Source organism: Moorena sp. SIO1F2 (assembly GCF_010672755.1).
In the GTDB taxonomy this organism is placed as follows: domain Bacteria; phylum Cyanobacteriota; class Cyanobacteriia; order Cyanobacteriales; family Coleofasciculaceae; genus Moorena.
This window is the reverse complement of sequence record NZ_JAAHFV010000097.1, coordinates 1-18,530: the sequence shown is the minus strand read 5'-3', so window position 1 is coordinate 18,530 and position 18,530 is coordinate 1. Positions and strand designations below refer to the sequence as shown.

The window sequence follows — 18,530 nt, the reverse complement described above, 5'->3', positions numbered from 1 at the left end:
TATATTGAATCTATAACTATGACTTTTCTTTACCACCAAGTTTCCCTTGCCCAACTTTCCACCAAGGCACGTTCTGATCGCACACGCTGGCAGTCAGGAACTGAATTAGCTATGGTTACCTATGGGGAAGTGTCTCTTGGTTTTATTGTCCCTCTGGAAATTCTAACTGCTTTGCCCACTGAGGCGGTTGCTGGAATGCCCCTAAAAGAACTACAGCGTTGGCTGTTTAGAAATCGGGAAGGATGGCTGGAAGGGATTATGGATGCTTTGACTCTCACTTACAAAAAACAGGAGGTACTCGGGTTGCTCCACCCTCGCTACTCAAATCAGTTATCAGAGCTAGTCATAAGTAGACAATCGGCTTAAACCAGTGAGTATTTCAAGAAAATCCCACGTCAGCAGCAAAACGCGATGTTCCGTTCGCGTTCGCGTAGCGTGGCCTACGGTCAATCGCGTAGCAGCGACCGGGCCATAATCGCATTTTTAGGTGTTGCCTATTTGCGGTATGATATCACAATTTATGAGCAATTTATGAGCAATTTATGAATTCCCTCTTCCAGTTCCTTCCCCCTGTTAACCATTTTGAAAAAATAACTAGTTATTTTAACTAGTTATCATAGTCAGCAAAATACCCATGTTTAAGGAGGTAAAAAGGACTCCATAGACTACTAAGAAACAACTCCATTTGGCAAGCTGCAATTAAATCAGACTGGATAGCACCACCATGTTTGAGCCAGTGAAAGGTAATTTTGCGCAAATCGTTGGTCATGTAAGCCAGAGTTGCCAACGGTCTTAGCCAAGGTTTTACACTCAACATCCGGGTGACATGACGACTTAAACCAATCCCACGGAAAAATGGAATTAAATACTCACGTCTCAGACGCCAGCTAGGGATTTTGTGCTCAATTTCCATAGCAGGATTGTACCAGATTTCCCAGCCCTTAGCTTGGATACGAGACAACATCTCTAAATCTTCCCCAGTTAACATACTGCTCTTAGTACGCCCAGTCAAAATAGGCCGAGAGGGCATACTCTCTAACCAAGCTTGTTTTCGCACAACCAACCCAGCTGAAGGCGGTAGTAATTTTTTGTGAGGTTCATAAAGTAATGGCTCACAGCCACGTTCAGTGATTGCTAAAAATGGCGCAAGTTTATCAAAATTTGGTGGAGGAGTGACTTCAAAAACACCATGAATTTGACTACCATAAGCACCACAAGTAGGGTTAGATTTGCCAAAGGCGTAAGCAGCAGCTATCCAAGACATTGATGGAATCGTGTCATCGTCTAGGAAACCCACTAGTTCACCTCTGGCTTCCTGAATGGCACGGCATCTGGCATAAGCTGCCCCTTGTTTCGGTTCAAAACAATACCTCAAGGGATATTGCTGTGGCCAATTGGCTTGATAAGCCTGAACAAGCTTAGCAGTGCCATCAGTGCTGTTGTTGTCAATAACAATAACTTCCCAGCTCAGTTGGTCTTGCTGGCAACAGTCTCGCAGTCGGTCTAAGACTTCTGGTAGACGCTTCTGACCGTTGTATGTCGGGATGGCAATAGTTAACTCAATAACCATAGTTTTTTTCTCCCAGTGTAGAAAAATAACCCTAACTAATTATTATTGTGAATATTCCCAAGTGTTGAACAACATTATCTCTCTCTGAGGATAGAAATTGTTATTGGTTTAGGAAATTTAACCGATACTTTAAACGGTGCTTATCCACTAGGCGCGCCCATGCTACCCTTTACCCACTCCTGACTCCTGGACAAAGTTAGTTATATCGAACTGATGTTACTAGTAAGCGCCTTTTTTTTGGAAAAGTACTATGGCAGTTTTTACTAAAATATTCAAATCTAGCCATATTGACCAATTTTACATGTACAAAGTATCTAGATGTACCACTTCTTCAAAGCGATGCAGCGCGGTCTTGGGGAGCCAGTGCGGTCTTGGGGGTTCCCCTCATGAGCAACTGGCGTGGTTTCCCCCACTCGCGCTTTGCATCAAGACAAGACGTAATATCGGAACGACCGGACACTTGCAAAAGTCCCGTTATTCCTGGTAAAACTGCATGACGTATAAAGTGGTGTTCAGATAATTTATTGACATCTATGATTGGCAATTATCTAGGATAAAATAAACTTATTTATTTAAAAATAATGTTAAGTATTTTGTGAATTTAATCTAGGCTATAACGGTATATTTTTGATGATTATTAATTTTTGCAAAAAAAAAATATACACCATATTTTATTTCCTTACGAGCTTATATATCTTTATGATTAACCTGAACATAATCATAATAACTGAGAACTTATCACCTGCAAAAAAATGATATTCTTGTCAATTGTAAACCTTCAATATACCCTATTGGGATATTTTTGACTGATATATAGGCAATAATATTGCCTTAGTGGTGAAGCATTTATTAAACTAAGATGCTCCATATTATGGTAATTTATTTTCATACTAAAAAATAGTTTTATTATGAAAATAAAAAAAACAATAGCAAATTTTTAGATCAAATTTTTATTTATGTCAACACTATTTTAGTATTTCAATAATTCTATGAATATATAATTTTAAACTTTCTGTGGAGAATATGTGAAATTTTTGCTGAGAGGTTATTTACGGTAAATTCACTACAGCCACAAATGAATTTTTGAGTTAACGTGGTGATGATTCACTCCCATGCAAACTGGGAAGTTTGCATGGGAGATTTTCTCGGGAAGCAATATCTACCAAAATTGCCCACATTACATTACAGGAAAAGTAAAGAATGACGGAACCAAAGAGAGCGCTAATCACTGGAATTACAGGTCAAGACGGTTCCTACTTGAGTGAGTTGTTGATAGAAAAGGGCTATGAGGTTCACGGTATTATCCGAAGGACCTCCACCTTCAACACAGATCGCATTGACCACATCTATGTAGACCCCCACAATGAAAACGCACGGTTCTTCTTACACTACGGTGACTTGACTGATGGTGTTACCCTACGCCGGATCTTAGAGGCGGTTCAGCCATTGGAAATTTATAACTTAGGGGCTCAATCCCATGTTCGGGTCAGTTTTGACTCCCCAGAATATACCGTTGACTCGGTGGGAATGGGTACTCTCCGACTTTTGGAGGCGATTCGGGACTATCGTCAGCGCACCGGTATCGACGTGCGTTTCTATCAAGCTGGTTCTTCTGAGATGTTTGGCAAAGTACAGGAGATACCCCAAATGGAAACTACTCCATTTTATCCACGCTCTCCCTATGCCTGTGCTAAGGTGTATGCTCACTGGCAAACTATAAACTATCGTGAATCCTATGGTATGTTTGCCTGCAACGGTATACTATTTAACCACGAATCACCCCGTCGAGGGGAAACCTTTGTCACCCGCAAGATTACCCGAGCAATTGCCCGAATTGTCGGAGGTCAGCAGAAAAAACTCTACCTGGGTAATCTTGATTCTAAGCGAGACTGGGGTTATGCTAAGGACTATGTCAAGGCAATGTGGATGATGCTCCAGCAAGACAAACCAGATGATTATGTGGTAGCGACTGGTGAAACCCACTCGGTTCAGGAATTTTTAGATATTGCCTTCAAATATGTCAATCTGGATTGCCATGATTATGTGGAGTTTGACAAGCGTTATTTGCGTCCTGCTGAGGTAGATATACTAATTGGTGACCCCACCAAGGCAAAGAAGACGCTGGGTTGGGAGCCATCTGTAACCTTTGAGCAGTTGGTAGCCTTAATGGTAGAAGCGGATTTACAAGCCTTGGGTCTGTCGCTCCCTAACGGCAAAAGTACTCAACCGTTGAATGATCAAGCCTATATCCGTCAAGGTGTAGCTACGATGGTTGACTAATCCGTTAGTTTATGACTGATTATGAAGGTAGCATCGCTGATGCAAGCCAATACATCTGACCCACAAATCCGGATCGATAGGATTTGTGTTGAATAATGACTCAGTATATTCCTGCTTGCATTGCGATGCACCAGACGGTGATAGTTCTCCAAAAGCTAGGCAAGGATGACAAATAAATGGAAAGTTTAGATCTTAGTAATAAGAGGATTCTAGTTACTGGTGGAGCTGGATTTCTAGGGCGTCAGGTAGTGGATCAGTTGTGTAAAGCTGGAGCGGATGCACAGAAGATTACTATTCCGCGATCGCGTGATTATGACCTGCGCTCTTTAGAGAACTGTCAAAGAGCTGTGGATCAGCAGGATATTATCATTCATCTTGCTGCTCACGTTGGTGGCATTGGTCTTAATCGAGAAAAGCCAGCTGAGCTATTCTATGACAATTTAATGATGGGTACTCAGCTAATTCATGCCGCCTATGAAGCTGGTGTGGAAAAATTTGTCTGTGTTGGTACCATCTGTGCCTATCCCAAATTCACACCAGTACCCTTCAAAGAGGATAACCTCTGGGATGGTTATCCCGAAGAAACCAATGCCCCTTATGGGGTTGCTAAGAAAGCTCTTTTAGTCCAGCTACAAGCCTATCGGCAACAGTACGGATTCAATGGCATCTACCTGTTACCCGTGAACTTGTATGGTCCGGAAGATAATTTCGACCCCAGCAGTTCCCACGTAATCCCTGCGCTAATTCGTAAAGTCTATGAAGCGCAGCAAAAGGGAGAAATGACATTGCCAGCGTGGGGTGATGGCAGTCCTACCCGTGAGTTTCTCTACTCAACCGATGCAGCACGGGGTATTGTGATGGCTACCACGGATTACAATCAGCCAGAGCCAGTTAATTTGGGTACAGGCTATGAAATCTCAATTCGCGATTTAGTTGAGTTGATTTGCGAATTGATGGAATTTAAGGGAGAAATTGTCTGGGAAACTGATAAACCCAATGGTCAGCCTCGCCGTTGTCTGGATATTCAACGAGCCAAGGAGGAGTTTAACTTCACTGCTCAGATGGAGTTTAAGCAGGGGTTGAAGAATACTATCGACTGGTATCGACAACACGCTAGCTAAATCTATCCAAACTCATTGTAGGTAGGGGCGAAGTATTTGTACCTGGATATGTAGCTTAAACAGTAGCTCTAAGAGTGCCAGTTTGTATACAAATGCTTCGCCCTCTAAGGGGAAAGCCAGACAGACTTTAGTAGAAGAGTAATCAAAAGACAATTTATATCCTGTCTGGAAGCATTAAGAGTGTAAGGTTTGGTAATTAGTAATGGGCAACGGGGAATTGTGATTACTCCCAAACCATTAGCCATTACCGAAAAAAAAATTCGACTATGAACACTACCGAAAAAACCGGACACGATAGTCAATTTTGGGGTTTTTATCCTTTTAAAAAATCTAATTTAATCAGATCACAGCCTATTCAATCTTAATCAAGATAGCATATAAATTAGCATATAAATCTAGATTTTATCAAAGAAATACCTAGCTTCTGACGGTGAAAAAAGGGTGAGTAATCTACTAATTTTTTGTCGGTGACTATTAAAATTTTTTCCTGAGCAATTATTATGGAAGCTATAGATTATTCAGAAGAAATAGATTTTCATAAATACTGGCTAGTTTTCAAACGGCGTTTTTTGCCAGCAACCCTAGCCTTTGCTGGTTTTTTTGGTCTTGCAGCATGGTATGCATTCTCTCAAAAAACTGTTTATTTAGCAGCAGCTCAACTGTTGTTAAAGACAGATAATTCTTCTTTGACCGGGTTGGATAATCCAACTGGCACGATTGATAATGTGGCTAGCCAGAGCGACCCCTTATCTACGGAAGTAGAAATTATTCGTTCCATACCAATTATAAAACAAACAATCATAGAACTCGATCTCAAGGATGAAAACGGTGAATTTTACCCTCCTGGGTTCATTTTAGGAGGACTGAGTGTCAAACCAATTTTGGGGACAGACATCCTCAGCATTTCCTATGAATCCTATGATGCTGAGTTGGCAGCAAATATCGTTAACACACTGATTGACGAATACAAAAAGAATGATATCAAAACTAACCGAGAGGAAGCTGTCGCAGCTCGTGAATTTATTGAGGAACAACTCCCAAAAGTTGAAGCTACTGTCAGCCAAGCAGAAGCGGATTTGCGTAGATTCAAAGAAGCTAATAAAATATTAGACCTGCAACAAGAAGCTAGCATTGCAGTCGGGTCGATTGCCAAATTAGACGACGAAATTTCTCAACTTCAGGCTCAGTTAGCACAGATAAATGCTCAGTCTGAGGGCTTGCGCAATAAGATCGGTCTGGATACACAGCAAGCTGTGGCAGCTACGTCTTTAAGGCAGTCTGCTGGGGTGCAGGAGGCACTCAGACAACTCCAAGAGGTACAAGCTCAGTTAGCAGTCGAGCGCACCCGCTTCAACGATGAATACCCGACAGTGGCTAAGTTGGCTCTTCAGGAAGCCGCACTATTAGAACTACTACAAGAGCGAATAGCACAGGTCATTGGTAGCCAACAACCAGCGCCACCGGTTAAGAGTTTGTTAGAGTTTGGACCAATCCAGCAACAACTGACTGCAGAACTGGTTCAGTCCGAGGTACAGCGTTTAGGGCTGACTAGCCAACTAGCTGTTCTGAGGAATACTCAGTCGTCTTACAAAGAGCGGTCTAGAGTCCTACCGAAATTAGAGCAGAATCAGCGGGAACTGGAGCGACGGGTAGCTGCTGCACAAGCAACTTACCAAATTTTGTTAAGCAAGCTACAAGAAACTAGAGTTGCGGAAAATCAAAATGTCGGTAATGCCCTTGTGATTTCAGAGGCGATCGTTCCTGAAGAGCCGATTCAAATCCCCATCAACCTGATCCTGGCAGGGGGAGCTTTTGCTGGTATCTTAGTTGCGATCGCTACGGCTTTCTTGATCGACCTCTTAGACAAATCGGTTCATACTCTCAAAGAATTAAAAGAGTTGTTTAGATATACCTTGTTAGGGGTGATTCCAGATTACGGCAAGCTGGTCAGTACCAGCTATTTTGCTGGATCGTCTCAACAGAATGTTTTCCCCATTTTTCCAAGAGATTTGCCCCGCTCTGTCGTCGGTGAAGCCTATCAAATTCTGCAAGCGAATCTGAAATTTATCAGTTCTGATCGACCACTGCAATCGATTGTAGTAACCAGTTCTGTTCCTAAGGAAGGCAAGTCCCATGTCTGTGCTAATTTAGCTGCGGCTATGGCTCAAGTAGGACGCCGGGTGTTACTAATCGATGCTGATCTGCGTTATCCATCTCAACATCATCTGTGGGAACTAACTAACTCCTTGGGTTTAAGTGATATTCTGGTGGGTGAGGCTCAATTTCATCAGGCTAAACGGGAAGTAATGACTGGTCTTGATGTTCTGATGGCTGGGGTAATTCCTCCAAATCCTGTGGCTATTTTGGACTCTCAGAAGATGGCTTTACTGATGCAGAAGTTCTCACGAGAGTATGACTGCGTTATCATAGATACTCCAGCATTAGCTGGTATGGCTGATGCCCCAATTTTGGGCAAAATGGCTGATGGCATTTTACTGGTAGCCCGACCTGAAAAAACAGATTCTGCCAGGGCTAATGCGGCTATGGAAATTCTCAACAGCTCAGGTCAAAATGTTCTGGGGTTAGTTACCAATGGTGTCATCTTCAAGAACGAACCTGACGGCTATATCTACCGCAACAGGGAAAACTATACTCTGCCAGATTTCAGTCAAGAAAAGGCTGAATGTAAGTAAGTATTCAGCTATCAGCCGTCAGCTGTCAGATAATCAAAGGGATATAGTAAATAAGCTAGGGGGGTGCTGGTACAGTTGCTTGAAAATCCCTGCTTGTTTTTCTGTACCGACCCCGTGCAGTTAAAGCGCCTGCTAGCATCTCAAGTAGCGCATCAGCTGTTCGCGTAGCGTGGCCAAAGGCCTTTAGCTGTTCGCGTAGCGTGGCCAAAGGCCTTTAGCTGATGGCTGAATGCTTAGGAATGTAATCAGCCATAAAACTTTGGAAGCTGTGAATCTGTTATCCAGGAATCTGTTATCCAGAAGCTGCGCTGCCAGAACGTTGGTGGCGCATTCTGATCATAATTCCTAAGGTTATTTGCTTCATCATCCAGTAAAATACTGTCAGCACCACGAAGGTTACGGCCATCACTAGTAGTGGACCTTTAGAGGTTAAATCATGAATCATGCCCTTGACTAAGCTATTGGGTTGAGCAACCAAGTCCCAGCTGTTGAAGCGTTGGAATCGTCCTAGATAAATACCAAAGGCGCACAGACCATGAGTAATTAACTCAGCTGAGACGATCAACTTTCCTAACCTTCGCCGCTGCAAATACTCACCTAGGTTAATCACAGATAGAACGTAAGCTTCAAAACCGGTTAGGATAACTAGCAGATGTTGGGGAATAACAACTAGAGTAATTGTCCATACTGAGTAATTGCGGCGAATGGCTTGAATTAGATGAATTACATCGGTGAGCAGATAGGGCGCATTGGGCAAAAATAGGATAAAAACTGCTAAACCTATCCACCATAATCCGGAGTGTAAGCCAGATTTACTCCGGAATAGCCAAAAACTTAGAGCTAATGGTATTGATGCTAGAAACAAATTCCAAGCCATCCAGCCATTGTGGCTATGCCAAGCTTTCCATACCTCTGTCAGTAATGTGTCCATAGACATGATTAGTGAACCTTTGCTCTAGGGTAGATTAGCCTTATTAAGTGGTATTCAATTTAATCCTTATCCTAACTCATCCGTTCAGTCTTGACCTTTCAGCTTGAGATAGCTTTCAGCTTTAGCTTTCATATCTTCATACTTCAGCCTTAAGAAGCGGTTGACGGTTGACGGTTGAAAGTTGAAAGTTTAATGTTTGAAGTTTAAGGTTTAAAGTTGGAAGCCTTTGAAGCTCATAACAATTCTGGCTCATTACCCATTACCGATTACCCGAGAAGGGATATGATCATCAGTCAACTGGATTTGAGATAACCATGCCTCACAATCGGATTATTACTCTGCTGAGTGATTTTGGCTTACAAGATGTTTATGTGGGTGTGATGAAGGGTGTCATTGCCCAAGTTAACCCAACTTTGACTATAGTAGACCTGACTCACCAAATCCCCCCTCAAAACCTAGCTGCTGCTCGGTTTAATTTGATCAATGCCTATCCCTACTTTCCAGCGGGGACAGTTCATGTGGCGGTGGTTGATCCAGGAGTCGGCAGTCACCGAAGAGCGATCGCTATCCAACTTTCACAGGGTTTCTTGGTCGGTCCAGATAATGGGCTATTCAGTGGAATTTTGGAGCAATACCCAGTCATGGCAGCAGTTGAGCTAACCAACTCAGCCTACTGGCGCACTAGAAATCCTAGCACTACGTTTCATGGTCGAGATATCTTTGCTAGTGTTGGAGCTCACTTGGCTAGTGGCTTACCAATCGAAAGCTTGGGAGAGGTAATTGATCCAAACACTTTGGTAACGCTAGATATACCAACAAAAACACTAACCGATGATGGGATGATTGGTTCTATCCAATATGTTGACCATTTTGGCAATTTAATCACTAATATCCCAGGGGCTGAGGTTGATGGCAAAACTTGGTCTGTTAAGATAAGCGATCGCATTATCCCCCATACTCAAACCTATAGCAATTGCCAACTTGGAGAGTTCGTTGCCCTAATTGGTAGTCATGGTTGGGTGGAAATCGCTGTTAACGGTGGGAGTGCTAAGTCTCAATTACAGCTGGATTGGGGAGATAAAGTGGAATTAAGCATTAAAAATTAGAATAATAATTAGTACCGAGTTCCTTTCCAGGATATTATGACCACATCACTACAACCATCTGAACCGGTAGTTTACCAAGGTCAGTTTGGCGAATTTACCATTACCGAAAGCGATCGCATTGGCGTAGTTATCTACCGCGCTGGCTTAGTGGTAGCAGCCTTGAGCTTTGCGATCGCCAGTAATTTAATTCTATTGCGAGGAGCTAGCCCAAGTATTTTAAATGTCCTGACTCCTCTTTATGGCTTATTCTGCCTTGCCCTAGGGGTTAGCTTAGTCACCATTCATATTTATCTAGCCCCCCTGCACCGCCTACTACAAATCTTTTGGGGCATCGGTTGCATTTCCTCAATTGTACTGGCATTTTCCAGCAATGAGCCCCTTGCTCTATACATTTATAACCATCCTATTTCTCTATTCGGAATTGGTTTTACCTTTGCAGCGTTAACCGGAATTTATTTCAAGGAAGCATTTTGCTTTAATCGCTTGGAAACTAAATTCCTAACTCCCCTAGTACCCATGCTGTTACTGGGACATATAGTTGGATTTTGGTCTACAGATTGGGAGATGATTCTGCTAGGACTCTGGGCGGTTTTGTTTATCGTGTTTGCCCTGCGTAAAGTATTGCAACCGATTCCACCTGATATTGGTGATAAGTCGGTTTTTGAGTATCTCAAAAAGAAGCGTGTGTAAGCTATTAGCTATTAGCTATCAGTTATCAGCTATCAGCTATTAGCTATCAGTTATCAGCTATCAGTTATCAGCTATCAGTTATCAGTTATCAGCTATCAGTTATCAGTTATCAGCCAAAGGTCTGTGCTCAGGCTACTAATCGGTGCTTTTGCATCAAATAAGCTGACCACTGACCGCTGACTGCTGAATGCTTACTCCAATTTTCATTAATCTCGAACTATTAAATCTCCTGTTTGCGCGATGGGCACGCTACGGGAACGAGGTTTATTTTAAGCATGATAGCTGACAGCTGACGGCTGAATGCTTACAAACGTGTAGGAAATTAATAAGCTGCTAGTGATTTTACGAATTACCAAAAAACAAGACTATAAACGAAGGAAGCAAGGGGACTGACGATCATCCTTTTTCAAATAATCCGGACAGATGGGACTTTGATTGGTAAGTACTAGAAAAGTGAGATGCTCTATAGCGGCTTTTAGCCTAATGAGGTACACAGGATTTTTTACCTTTTCTTTCTTCTGACTTTACTGCTCCCTGCTCCGAAAGCGCCCCGCGTGGCCCACGGCCTCAGTCCCTGCTCCCTATAAACCCAAAAACTTGTACCTTACTAGGTTAAAAAGCGCTATAGACCTTATTAGTCATCAGTGATTATTAGTCATCAGTGATTAGGTGACCACGGTTTTCTCTACCGTAGACTATACCGTACATTAGTGACCACAATATCATTTATTTGTGGTTACTAATGACTAGTGACTATTGACGAGATAATTTTTCATTAAAAGTCCCAATCATGCGTTTAGTATGTAGGCGAAAACAGTGGGTTTTAACGGTTCAAGGATGGTTTGTGAATACTTTTTTTATTATTACTTGCAGTCTTTTTATGTTAACTCATATCCACCCATTTTTATCGATTAAGTCTCCCATTAACGCTGATGCATTAGTAGTAGAAGGATGGCTACCGGACTATGCCTTAAAAGGTGCCATGGAAGAATTTGATCGGGGTAATTATCAAAAATTAATCACCACCGGCCCTCCTCTGCGTAAAGGATATTATCTGTCACACTATAAAACCTATGCTGAACTGACTGCGGCAACGTGTATCGCACTGGGTGTTGAGCCAGATAAACTAGTTGCTGTTCCAGCACCAGATGTTAATGTAAATCGTACGTTAGCATCGGCTCAGGCGTTACGGGAGTGGCTATTAACCTCAGATGAATCAATCAAGTCTATTAATCTTTATTCATTTGATGTTCATACTCGCAGAAGTTGGCTGATATTTAAGCAAGTTCTTGCTCCTGAGTTTAAAGTTGGAGCAATAGCCGCTAACTCCCTTGACTATGAACCAAAACAGTGGTGGGTTTCTAGTCAAGGAGTGCGGTCAATCATGTCTGAAACAATCGCTTATATCTATGCTCAAGTTGTAAGTTGGAAAGTTTGAAGATTGCCAAAACTGCTATAGCAATTATTAATTGGGTGAGGGAGTAGGGAGTAGGGAGTAGGGAACAGAAACATGTCTTAACCTTTACTTCGACTGGTATATTATTATTCATTCATCGTGCGATAGGTAGCTACTGCTGAAGGAGATATCCGATTCAGATAGCGGAAAATCCAATATTTGATAACCGAATCCAAGATAACTGGAAATGTGGCAATAAACAAAAATATAAACTCTCGACTTTCTGGTATTCCTAAATGTCGGGATACGGCTTCTAGGATTACTTCCCAACCGTGGGGAGAGTGGAATCCTACAAACATATCGGTAAACAAAATAATGATAAAGGCTTTGGCACTATCACTCAGTCCATAGATAATATCATCCATAAAAGATTTTAAAATAATTACATCTCGCTTGCTGTTCATGATAACTAAGGCAAAAGCAACTAGAGCTATAATGTCAGCAAAAATATTTTTAATGGCATTGGACCCTTGATTATAATAGTCTTCTGCCAGTTCGTTAGCTTTATGCTTAATCTCTTCTTCCATCTCCTCCTCAGATAGTTTAGGAGTAAACCCCAGTAAGCTTTTAAAGTGGAGTTCTTCTTCAAATTTTTTTAACTCTATCAGAGCTTCTTCTTCCATCTCATAATTTAAAAAAATAGCTGATTCATGGTTACTTCTAAAGTTATCAACTATGGGACTAACTAGAAACGTTTTGGAAATTTGATGGGTTAAAATAGGAACAATAGTTAAAATTAGGATAAACTTAATAGAGATTACGGTTTTACGTTGAGACCGACGAAAGGTTTTGACAACTTTATCTTCGGCTCGTGGATCGAGTTCCTGCTGAATTCTTTTGACCGTCCCTACAATTGACCTAGGTAATACACCGGTTTTATCCGTTACTTTCTTGGAGTTAGCTCCTTGATTATTGACCGATGAATTGTTGTCTGATTCCCAATAAGGGGCTTCTCGAAGATTGGAATTTTGGTTGATAACCTGTCTTGGACTGGAGTTAGTAATCTGATTATCTGGCTTTTGGTCTATGGGAATCAATGCTGCGGTGGATTTTTCCGGTTTTGGGGCCGCATACTTGTTGATAATTTCATCAATAAAATTTAATTTTTCAATAAGTATTGACTGCTGATCGCTGAGGTCGATTGACTCAGATAACCGAGAATTTTCCCTAGCTTGTTGTTGACTAGTTTCGAGAGGATTAGATCCAGTTAATTCAGAATTTATTATAACAGAACGACTGGTTTTAAATTCTGCTAGTCTAACGTTGATAGTCTTGATATATTTATTAATTTCTGCCTCAAAATAGGCAATAACGCTGTTACTATATTGACTGGTATCGGCGGAGATTTTTTTACCTCCAAAATATTCATCTTCAATCGCTTTAATTTTTAGTGCCGCTTTGTATGCCTGATCCAAGGCTCTCTCTGGTGTATTGAAGAACCATTGTCTAGCTGTGCGTAAGATAGTTTGAAGATTCATTCAATTCTCTAGGATCATACTCTCAACATCTAAGGGGTGCATTCTTACACCTAATTATTCCTAGAACTCTTACATCCTAGTTGTGCTATAATAGCAAATTACCTAAAGAAAAATTTTGTGGCTCAAAATTCACTGTGGATCATTGGCTCAACTCGCACTGGCAAAACAACTCGCCTTGTGAGTCAGTTTTACCAATGGGTTGAAGGAGGACTGGATTGGTCAAACCCAAATTCGAGTTCAAGATATCAAAGAACTCCCTCAAAAGCCCCAGGAATTTTAGTGTTTGCGGCTAATGACGATAATCGGCGTGAGCTGGCGGATCGGCTCACAGAGGTGATCCGGGGACGGTATCCAGTACTTTCCAAGACACCTTTAGGTTTTTTCCAAGATGAGGTAATGCTATTTTGGCCCTTGTTAATTGGGCGATTGGATATCAAGGCACAGTTTCCGTTGCGATTGCGTCCTGAGACTGAGCAGGACTTAGCCACCCAGCACTGGCGTACTGACCTGGATAATGATCTACTACAACTGCCAGGGGGGAATGATTACACTAGAGTTCGTCGGCTCCTGGACTTGTTACAATTAGCAGCAGTGAGTGGGATACCTGTTGAAGACATTCCCCACATGTTAACGGTCGGGATTCCAGAGGAGGAAGGAAACCCGGAACTTTGGTCAACGGTGGGAAAGCTGTTGCTAGAGTGGCGAAGCTGGTGTCTAGAGAGGGGATTATTAACCTACGGGATTATTGCTGAACTGTATTGGCGGTATTTGTTGCCAGACCCCACTTATCAGCAGTATTTGCAGCAGCGGTATCAGGCAGTGCTGGCGGATGATGTGGATGACTATCCTGCGATCGCTCGGGATTTATTTGAGACTCTACTCAATCAAGGGGCTGTGGGAGCTTTTAGCTTTAATCCTAATGGACAGGTACGCTTGGGCCTTAATGCTGACCCCAATTATCTAGCGGATTTGGCATCCCGTTGCTTGGTGGAAATCTTACCGGATTTATCGATCGATGCAATGCCGGTTGAATTGGCAAACACAGTAGTGGAATTAATTACTAATTCCATGTTTATTGATGATATACCTGAGTCTATCCAATCGATTCAAACCACCTCCCGCGCTCAACTGTTGCAGCAAACGGCTGGGGTGATTAGTCAAGCGGTCAAGTCTGGGCAAGTGCAGCCTGGTGAAATAGCAATCATTGCTCCAGGTCTAGATGCGATCGCACGCTACACCTTAACGGAAATCCTGACTAACCAAGGCATTGCTGTCGAACCCCTCAATGACCAGCGCCCATTAATTAGCTCACCGATGGTTCAGGGATTACTAACCCTACTAGCGCTAGTGTATCCTGGCTTGGGACGGTTAGTGAATCGAGATGCGATCGCACAAATGCTGGTAGTACTCAGTAGCCAACCACAAGTGCAGGAGTTGAAGGGTGAAAGGTTGAAGGTTGAAAGGTTGAATGTTGAAAGGTTGAAGGTTGAGAGTTCAAATCTGCAACCGGCAACCCTAATTGACCCTGTCCGTGCTGGTTTATTAGCGGATCACTGTTATGCTCCTGATCCTGAGCAACCTCGCCTATTACCAGTGGAGTCGTTTCCTCGTTGGGATAGGTTAGGGCATCAGGCAACAACTGCCTACTCAGAGATTTTCCAATGGTTAGAACTACAGCGGGAGCAACAACAACAGGGTTTGATTCCTTCGTGCCTGGTAGTTTTCGACCGCGCCATTCAGAAATTTTTGTGGCATGGTTCTAATCTCGCCTATGAACAGCTAGCAGCACTGCGGGAACTGATGGAAACCGCTCAACACTACTGGGAAGTGAATGGACGCCTGGGGAAAGAGTTGAAGGTGGATGATTCCAGCCAAACCAAGCAACAACCGTCTAACCGTCAGCGTTCCACCCAAATTATCGCCCAATTCATTCTGATGCTACGTCGTGGCACCGTTACTGCTAATCCCTATCCCGTCCGCCGCCTACCCACAGCTACCAATGCCGTCACCCTCGCTACTATTTTCCAATACCGTGCCGCTCGCCGCTGCCACCGTTGGCACTTTTGGTTAGATGCCGGTTCTTCCCTCTGGCTCAGTGGTGGTGCAGCTACCCTTTTCGGAGCTCATCTATTTCTAAAGGAATGGTCTGGACGTCCTTGGACAGAGGAAGATAAAGTCCAAGCTGATCAACAGCGATTAGAGCGAATTTTGCGAGATTTATTCGGTAGAGTTACAGAGCGGGTTTACTTGTGTCATAGCGAATTAGCGGTTAGTGGCACAGAGCAGAATGGTCCGTTATTATCTTTGATAAATACTGCGTAAATACTGTTTCTTGACAATTCTACTGGAAGTTCCTGGGATATTTCTGTTAGAAGTATTGGCATGTTTGAGTTGAAGTTTGCCCAGGGTGAAGCAGCAAGCTAGATCCTTTTCGTATTAAAAACCAGAGACCAAGCCCAAGACAAGTATCCACAACATCACGCTCAGTGGTGCGCCAAAGAGAATCCCCACGATTGCCCAGCCTCTTTGGTGAGCTTTGAAGTGTTCAATACTCCGCCAGCGACGACTTTTCCAAGCCCATTCATTGCCCTTGGCACCGAGCGCGATCGCCATTAACCAACCCAATTGAGGCACCCATGCTATCAGTCCAATCCAAACATTATTTGTCATAGGCCAAAACCAAGGTATCAAAAAAGCTCCCCAGTTCCAGCCTTTTATTTCATCTGGTACGGGTACTCGATCATCCAATACACCCCCTTGACCTGAATGATTCACAAAGGTGGCTCGGGTGGGTCTGCTCAGTTTGTTGCTTTTGGGAGTATTAAGTGTCATGCCCAACTCTAGGGCTAGAATTGCTTCAGATGCACTTTTGAAACGTTGTTCTGGAGCTGGTTCTGTCAGCTTCTGAATCCAGCTGATCAGGTTAGCACTGAGGTTGACTTGGTCTTTAAAGCAAATGCGCAAATTCCGCTGGGGCAAGTCAGCGGGTGCTGTCCCGGTGAGCAAATGAATCAACGTCGCCCCTAAGCCATACAAATCCGATGCTGGTACTGCCCTACCACCAAACTGTTCCATGGGGGCGTAACCATAGGTTCCCACTACTGTAAATGTAGCGCCCTCTTGGGAGGCCCGATCCTGCACTGACCCGAAATCGATGACATAAATCTGCCCATCATCCCCTAAAATTAGATTGCTAGGCTTAATATCTCGGTGTAGTACGGCTGGATTCAGCTGATGGAGAAATTCAAGAATTTTCAGCACATCCACAGCTATTTGGCGCACTTCCCCTTCTGTAAATCGTTTACCTTGATTTAGTTTTTCCTTGAGGGAGGAGCCAGGAATATAGTTGTGTACCAAGCCAAACCAGAGTACTCGGTCATCAATGTTAAAATAATCAATATACTTGGGAATCCGGGGATGATTGAGCTGTTTAAGCACCTGTGCTTCTCGCTCAAAGAGTTTTAAATCGTCCCAATTAACGTCACCACCAAATGCCAGCAGTTTAACAACTACCAATTCTGGAGGTGACACTCTTATGTCTTCAGCTAGCCAAGTTTGTCGTCCAGCATTATGTCCCAGTTGTTGCTTCAGTTGATAGCGCTCATGTAATATCTGTTCGGCTTCCAGCATCTCGGCTTAATGTCCTCAGTGGCTCATCCATCCCATCAGCGTGCTCGGTTAATCTCAAGCTACATGGGTGGATACAGGGCAAAGGGCAAAGGCTAAAGGGGGAAGGGGTGGGTTAGATGATGATTTTTCTTACCAATCAATTTGTCTTACGAATCAAATCGATTTATCATTGACATTTGACCCCTCTAGCTCTAATATAGCCAGATTTTCTGGGGATGACAGCCATGATGACAAGTTTATTCACTTGAAATTCTTTGTTCATCATCACCTTCATCTGTCAGACTCTACACACTAGGTGTTAAATCAACCCAATCCCTCAACCACTGGATGGAAGTAAAACGCTAGTCCTAATACCACATAAGCTGCCAATAGCAAAACCCCTTCGAGCCAGTTTGACTTACCATCAGAACTAATCGAATTAGTAATCAACACAGCTACGGCTACTGCTACCAATTCAAAGGGATTAAAATCCAAATCCATGGGCTGACCCATCAACCACCCAGCCAGCACTAACACTGGGGCAACAAATAGGGCAATTTGCAGACTAGACCCTACGGCTACGGAAACTGAGAGATCCATCTTATTCTTCATTGCGACAGTTACCGCAGTGGCGTGTTCTGCTGCATTACCAATTACGGGCAGTAAAATTACTCCGGTAAACAGTGCTGTTAGTCCTAACTGTGATGTGGCCGATTCCAAGCTATCCACCAAAAGTTCTGACTCTAGTGCCACCAGCAGGGTAACCACTACCAAGACTCCCACCCACAACCAGATATTAGGCAGATGTTTAGATTCGGAACTGGCAATTTCAGTCTCCCCTGTTTCTTCTGACTCCATTTCTGCCATTCCCACATCAAACAGATAGATGTGGGTTTTCATGGAAAATAATAGAGTTAGCCCATAAACCAGAATTAAAACCAGGGCAACTGCCACCGAAAGCTGTTGTAATGTAGATTGAGGAATACCAATGGATGTGGTATCCATTGCTGTCGGTAGCAACATGGCAATCACCGCTAGGTTCATTGAAGAGGCATTCACCCGGGCCACAATGGGCTGAAACTCCTGTTCTTTGTAACGCAATCCACCCAGCAGCATCGCAAATCCCATCACTAGGAGTAGGTTACTGATGATGGAGCCAGTGATGGTGGCTTTAACCACCTCTACTAACCCAGCATTCAGGGCAATTAGGGCAATGATTAATTCTGTAGCGTTGCCAAAGGTGGCATTTAATAACCCTCCTAGGTTTGGACCGACCACCACAGCGATTTCTTCTGTGGCTGTTCCCATCCATGCTGCTAAAGGAATAATTGCTAAGCAAGAGGTAATGAAGATAACTGCCGAGTTCCACTCTAGAAATTCAGCGGCTACTGAAATGGGAATAAACACTAGCAAAATTGACAAAATTTGGTTTTTGGTGAGCATTTAGGTTTCTTTACCTCAAGAGATTTACTATTCTAGTTAGTCTCAGGGACTAGGGCAGTATCGAAAGGGACTTGGTCAATCCCTCTTCCCATCCCCCCGTCTCCCTAAGCTGTCACACACTTAATTTTTGGGTTGAGACTGATGGGGAGATGG

15 protein-coding genes are annotated in these 18,530 nt (G+C 43.1%); 8 read left to right on the top strand and 7 right to left on the bottom strand.

What is annotated here, in order from left to right; translation table 11 throughout:
• Positions 1 to 366 (top strand): hypothetical protein (locus tag F6J94_RS13970; RefSeq protein ID WP_293040981.1); only part of this gene is annotated, 366 nt, incomplete at its 5' end.
• A 241-nt stretch (positions 367 to 607) separates the two neighbouring features.
• Here the strand turns inward: F6J94_RS13970 and hpsE are convergent.
• Together hpsE and F6J94_RS13960 are read right to left on the bottom strand one after the other, a co-directional pair.
• Positions 608 to 1,570: a hormogonium polysaccharide biosynthesis glycosyltransferase HpsE gene (hpsE, locus tag F6J94_RS13965; RefSeq protein ID WP_293040979.1), complete on the bottom strand. Its 963-nt coding sequence runs from the start codon at positions 1,568 to 1,570 to the stop codon at positions 608 to 610.
• 331 nt (positions 1,571 to 1,901) lie between these two features.
• Entirely contained in the window at positions 1,902 to 2,114 is a 213-nt protein-coding gene (locus F6J94_RS13960; RefSeq protein WP_293040977.1) for a hypothetical protein, read from the bottom strand.
• A 656-nt stretch (positions 2,115 to 2,770) separates the two neighbouring features.
• On the opposite strand from F6J94_RS13960, the gene gmd reads away from it, so the two are divergent.
• The 3 genes from gmd (at position 2,771) to F6J94_RS13945 (ending at position 7,664) form a co-directional block, all read left to right on the top strand.
• Entirely contained in the window at positions 2,771 to 3,850 is a 1,080-nt protein-coding gene (gene gmd, locus F6J94_RS13955; RefSeq protein ID WP_293040975.1) for a GDP-mannose 4,6-dehydratase, read from the top strand.
• A gap of 176 nt (positions 3,851 to 4,026) precedes the next feature.
• Positions 4,027 to 4,971, top strand: coding sequence for a GDP-L-fucose synthase (locus F6J94_RS13950; protein ID WP_293040973.1), 945 nt, complete (start codon positions 4,027 to 4,029; stop codon positions 4,969 to 4,971).
• Between the two features lie 500 nt (positions 4,972 to 5,471).
• A complete protein-coding gene (locus tag F6J94_RS13945) occupies positions 5,472 to 7,664 on the top strand; it encodes a polysaccharide biosynthesis tyrosine autokinase (RefSeq protein ID WP_293040971.1) in 2,193 nt (730 codons plus the stop codon).
• 55 nt (positions 7,665 to 7,719) lie between these two features.
• Here F6J94_RS13945 and F6J94_RS13940 read toward each other — a convergent pair whose 3' ends face one another.
• Both F6J94_RS13940 and F6J94_RS13935 read right to left on the bottom strand, forming a co-directional pair.
• A complete protein-coding gene (locus F6J94_RS13940; RefSeq protein ID WP_293024398.1) occupies positions 7,720 to 7,872 on the bottom strand; it encodes a hypothetical protein in 153 nt (50 codons plus the stop codon).
• Positions 7,873 to 7,956: 84 nt separating this feature from the next.
• Positions 7,957 to 8,595 carry a DUF1361 domain-containing protein gene (locus tag F6J94_RS13935; protein ID WP_293040983.1) on the bottom strand — a complete coding sequence of 213 codons (639 nt, stop codon included), beginning with the start codon at positions 8,593 to 8,595 and terminating at the stop codon, positions 7,957 to 7,959.
• 314 nt (positions 8,596 to 8,909) lie between these two features.
• Between F6J94_RS13935 and F6J94_RS13930 the strand changes: the two genes are divergently transcribed.
• The 3 genes from F6J94_RS13930 to F6J94_RS13920 all read left to right on the top strand — a co-directional run bounded on the left by F6J94_RS13930 (position 8,910) and on the right by F6J94_RS13920 (position 11,829).
• Positions 8,910 to 9,701, top strand: a complete 792-nt coding sequence (locus F6J94_RS13930) for an SAM-dependent chlorinase/fluorinase (RefSeq protein ID WP_293040969.1) — start codon at positions 8,910 to 8,912, stop codon at positions 9,699 to 9,701.
• 36 nt (positions 9,702 to 9,737) lie between these two features.
• A complete protein-coding gene (locus F6J94_RS13925) occupies positions 9,738 to 10,391 on the top strand; it encodes a DUF2301 domain-containing membrane protein (protein WP_293040967.1) in 654 nt (217 codons plus the stop codon).
• Positions 10,392 to 11,271: 880 nt separating this feature from the next.
• Entirely contained in the window at positions 11,272 to 11,829 is a 558-nt protein-coding gene (locus tag F6J94_RS13920; RefSeq protein ID WP_293040965.1) for an ElyC/SanA/YdcF family protein, read from the top strand.
• A 104-nt stretch (positions 11,830 to 11,933) separates the two neighbouring features.
• Here the strand turns inward: F6J94_RS13920 and F6J94_RS13915 are convergent, their stop codons facing one another.
• The gene (locus F6J94_RS13915) at positions 11,934 to 13,325 is read right to left on the bottom strand and encodes a proton extrusion protein PcxA (RefSeq protein ID WP_293040963.1); all 1,392 of its coding nucleotides are present in this window, start codon (positions 13,323 to 13,325) and stop codon (positions 11,934 to 11,936) included.
• Positions 13,326 to 13,442: 117 nt separating this feature from the next.
• On the opposite strand from F6J94_RS13915, the gene F6J94_RS13910 reads away from it, so the two are divergent.
• Positions 13,443 to 15,647, top strand: a complete 2,205-nt coding sequence (locus F6J94_RS13910) for a recombinase family protein (RefSeq protein WP_293040961.1) — start codon at positions 13,443 to 13,445, stop codon at positions 15,645 to 15,647.
• A gap of 114 nt (positions 15,648 to 15,761) precedes the next feature.
• Here F6J94_RS13910 and F6J94_RS13905 read toward each other — a convergent pair whose 3' ends face one another.
• Both F6J94_RS13905 and cax read right to left on the bottom strand, forming a co-directional pair.
• Positions 15,762 to 16,955, bottom strand: coding sequence for a serine/threonine-protein kinase (locus tag F6J94_RS13905; protein ID WP_293040959.1), 1,194 nt, complete (start codon positions 16,953 to 16,955; stop codon positions 15,762 to 15,764).
• Between the two features lie 303 nt (positions 16,956 to 17,258).
• Entirely contained in the window at positions 17,259 to 18,377 is a 1,119-nt protein-coding gene (gene cax / locus F6J94_RS13900) for a calcium/proton exchanger (RefSeq protein WP_293040957.1), read from the bottom strand.
• Positions 18,378 to 18,530 lie beyond the last annotated feature (153 nt).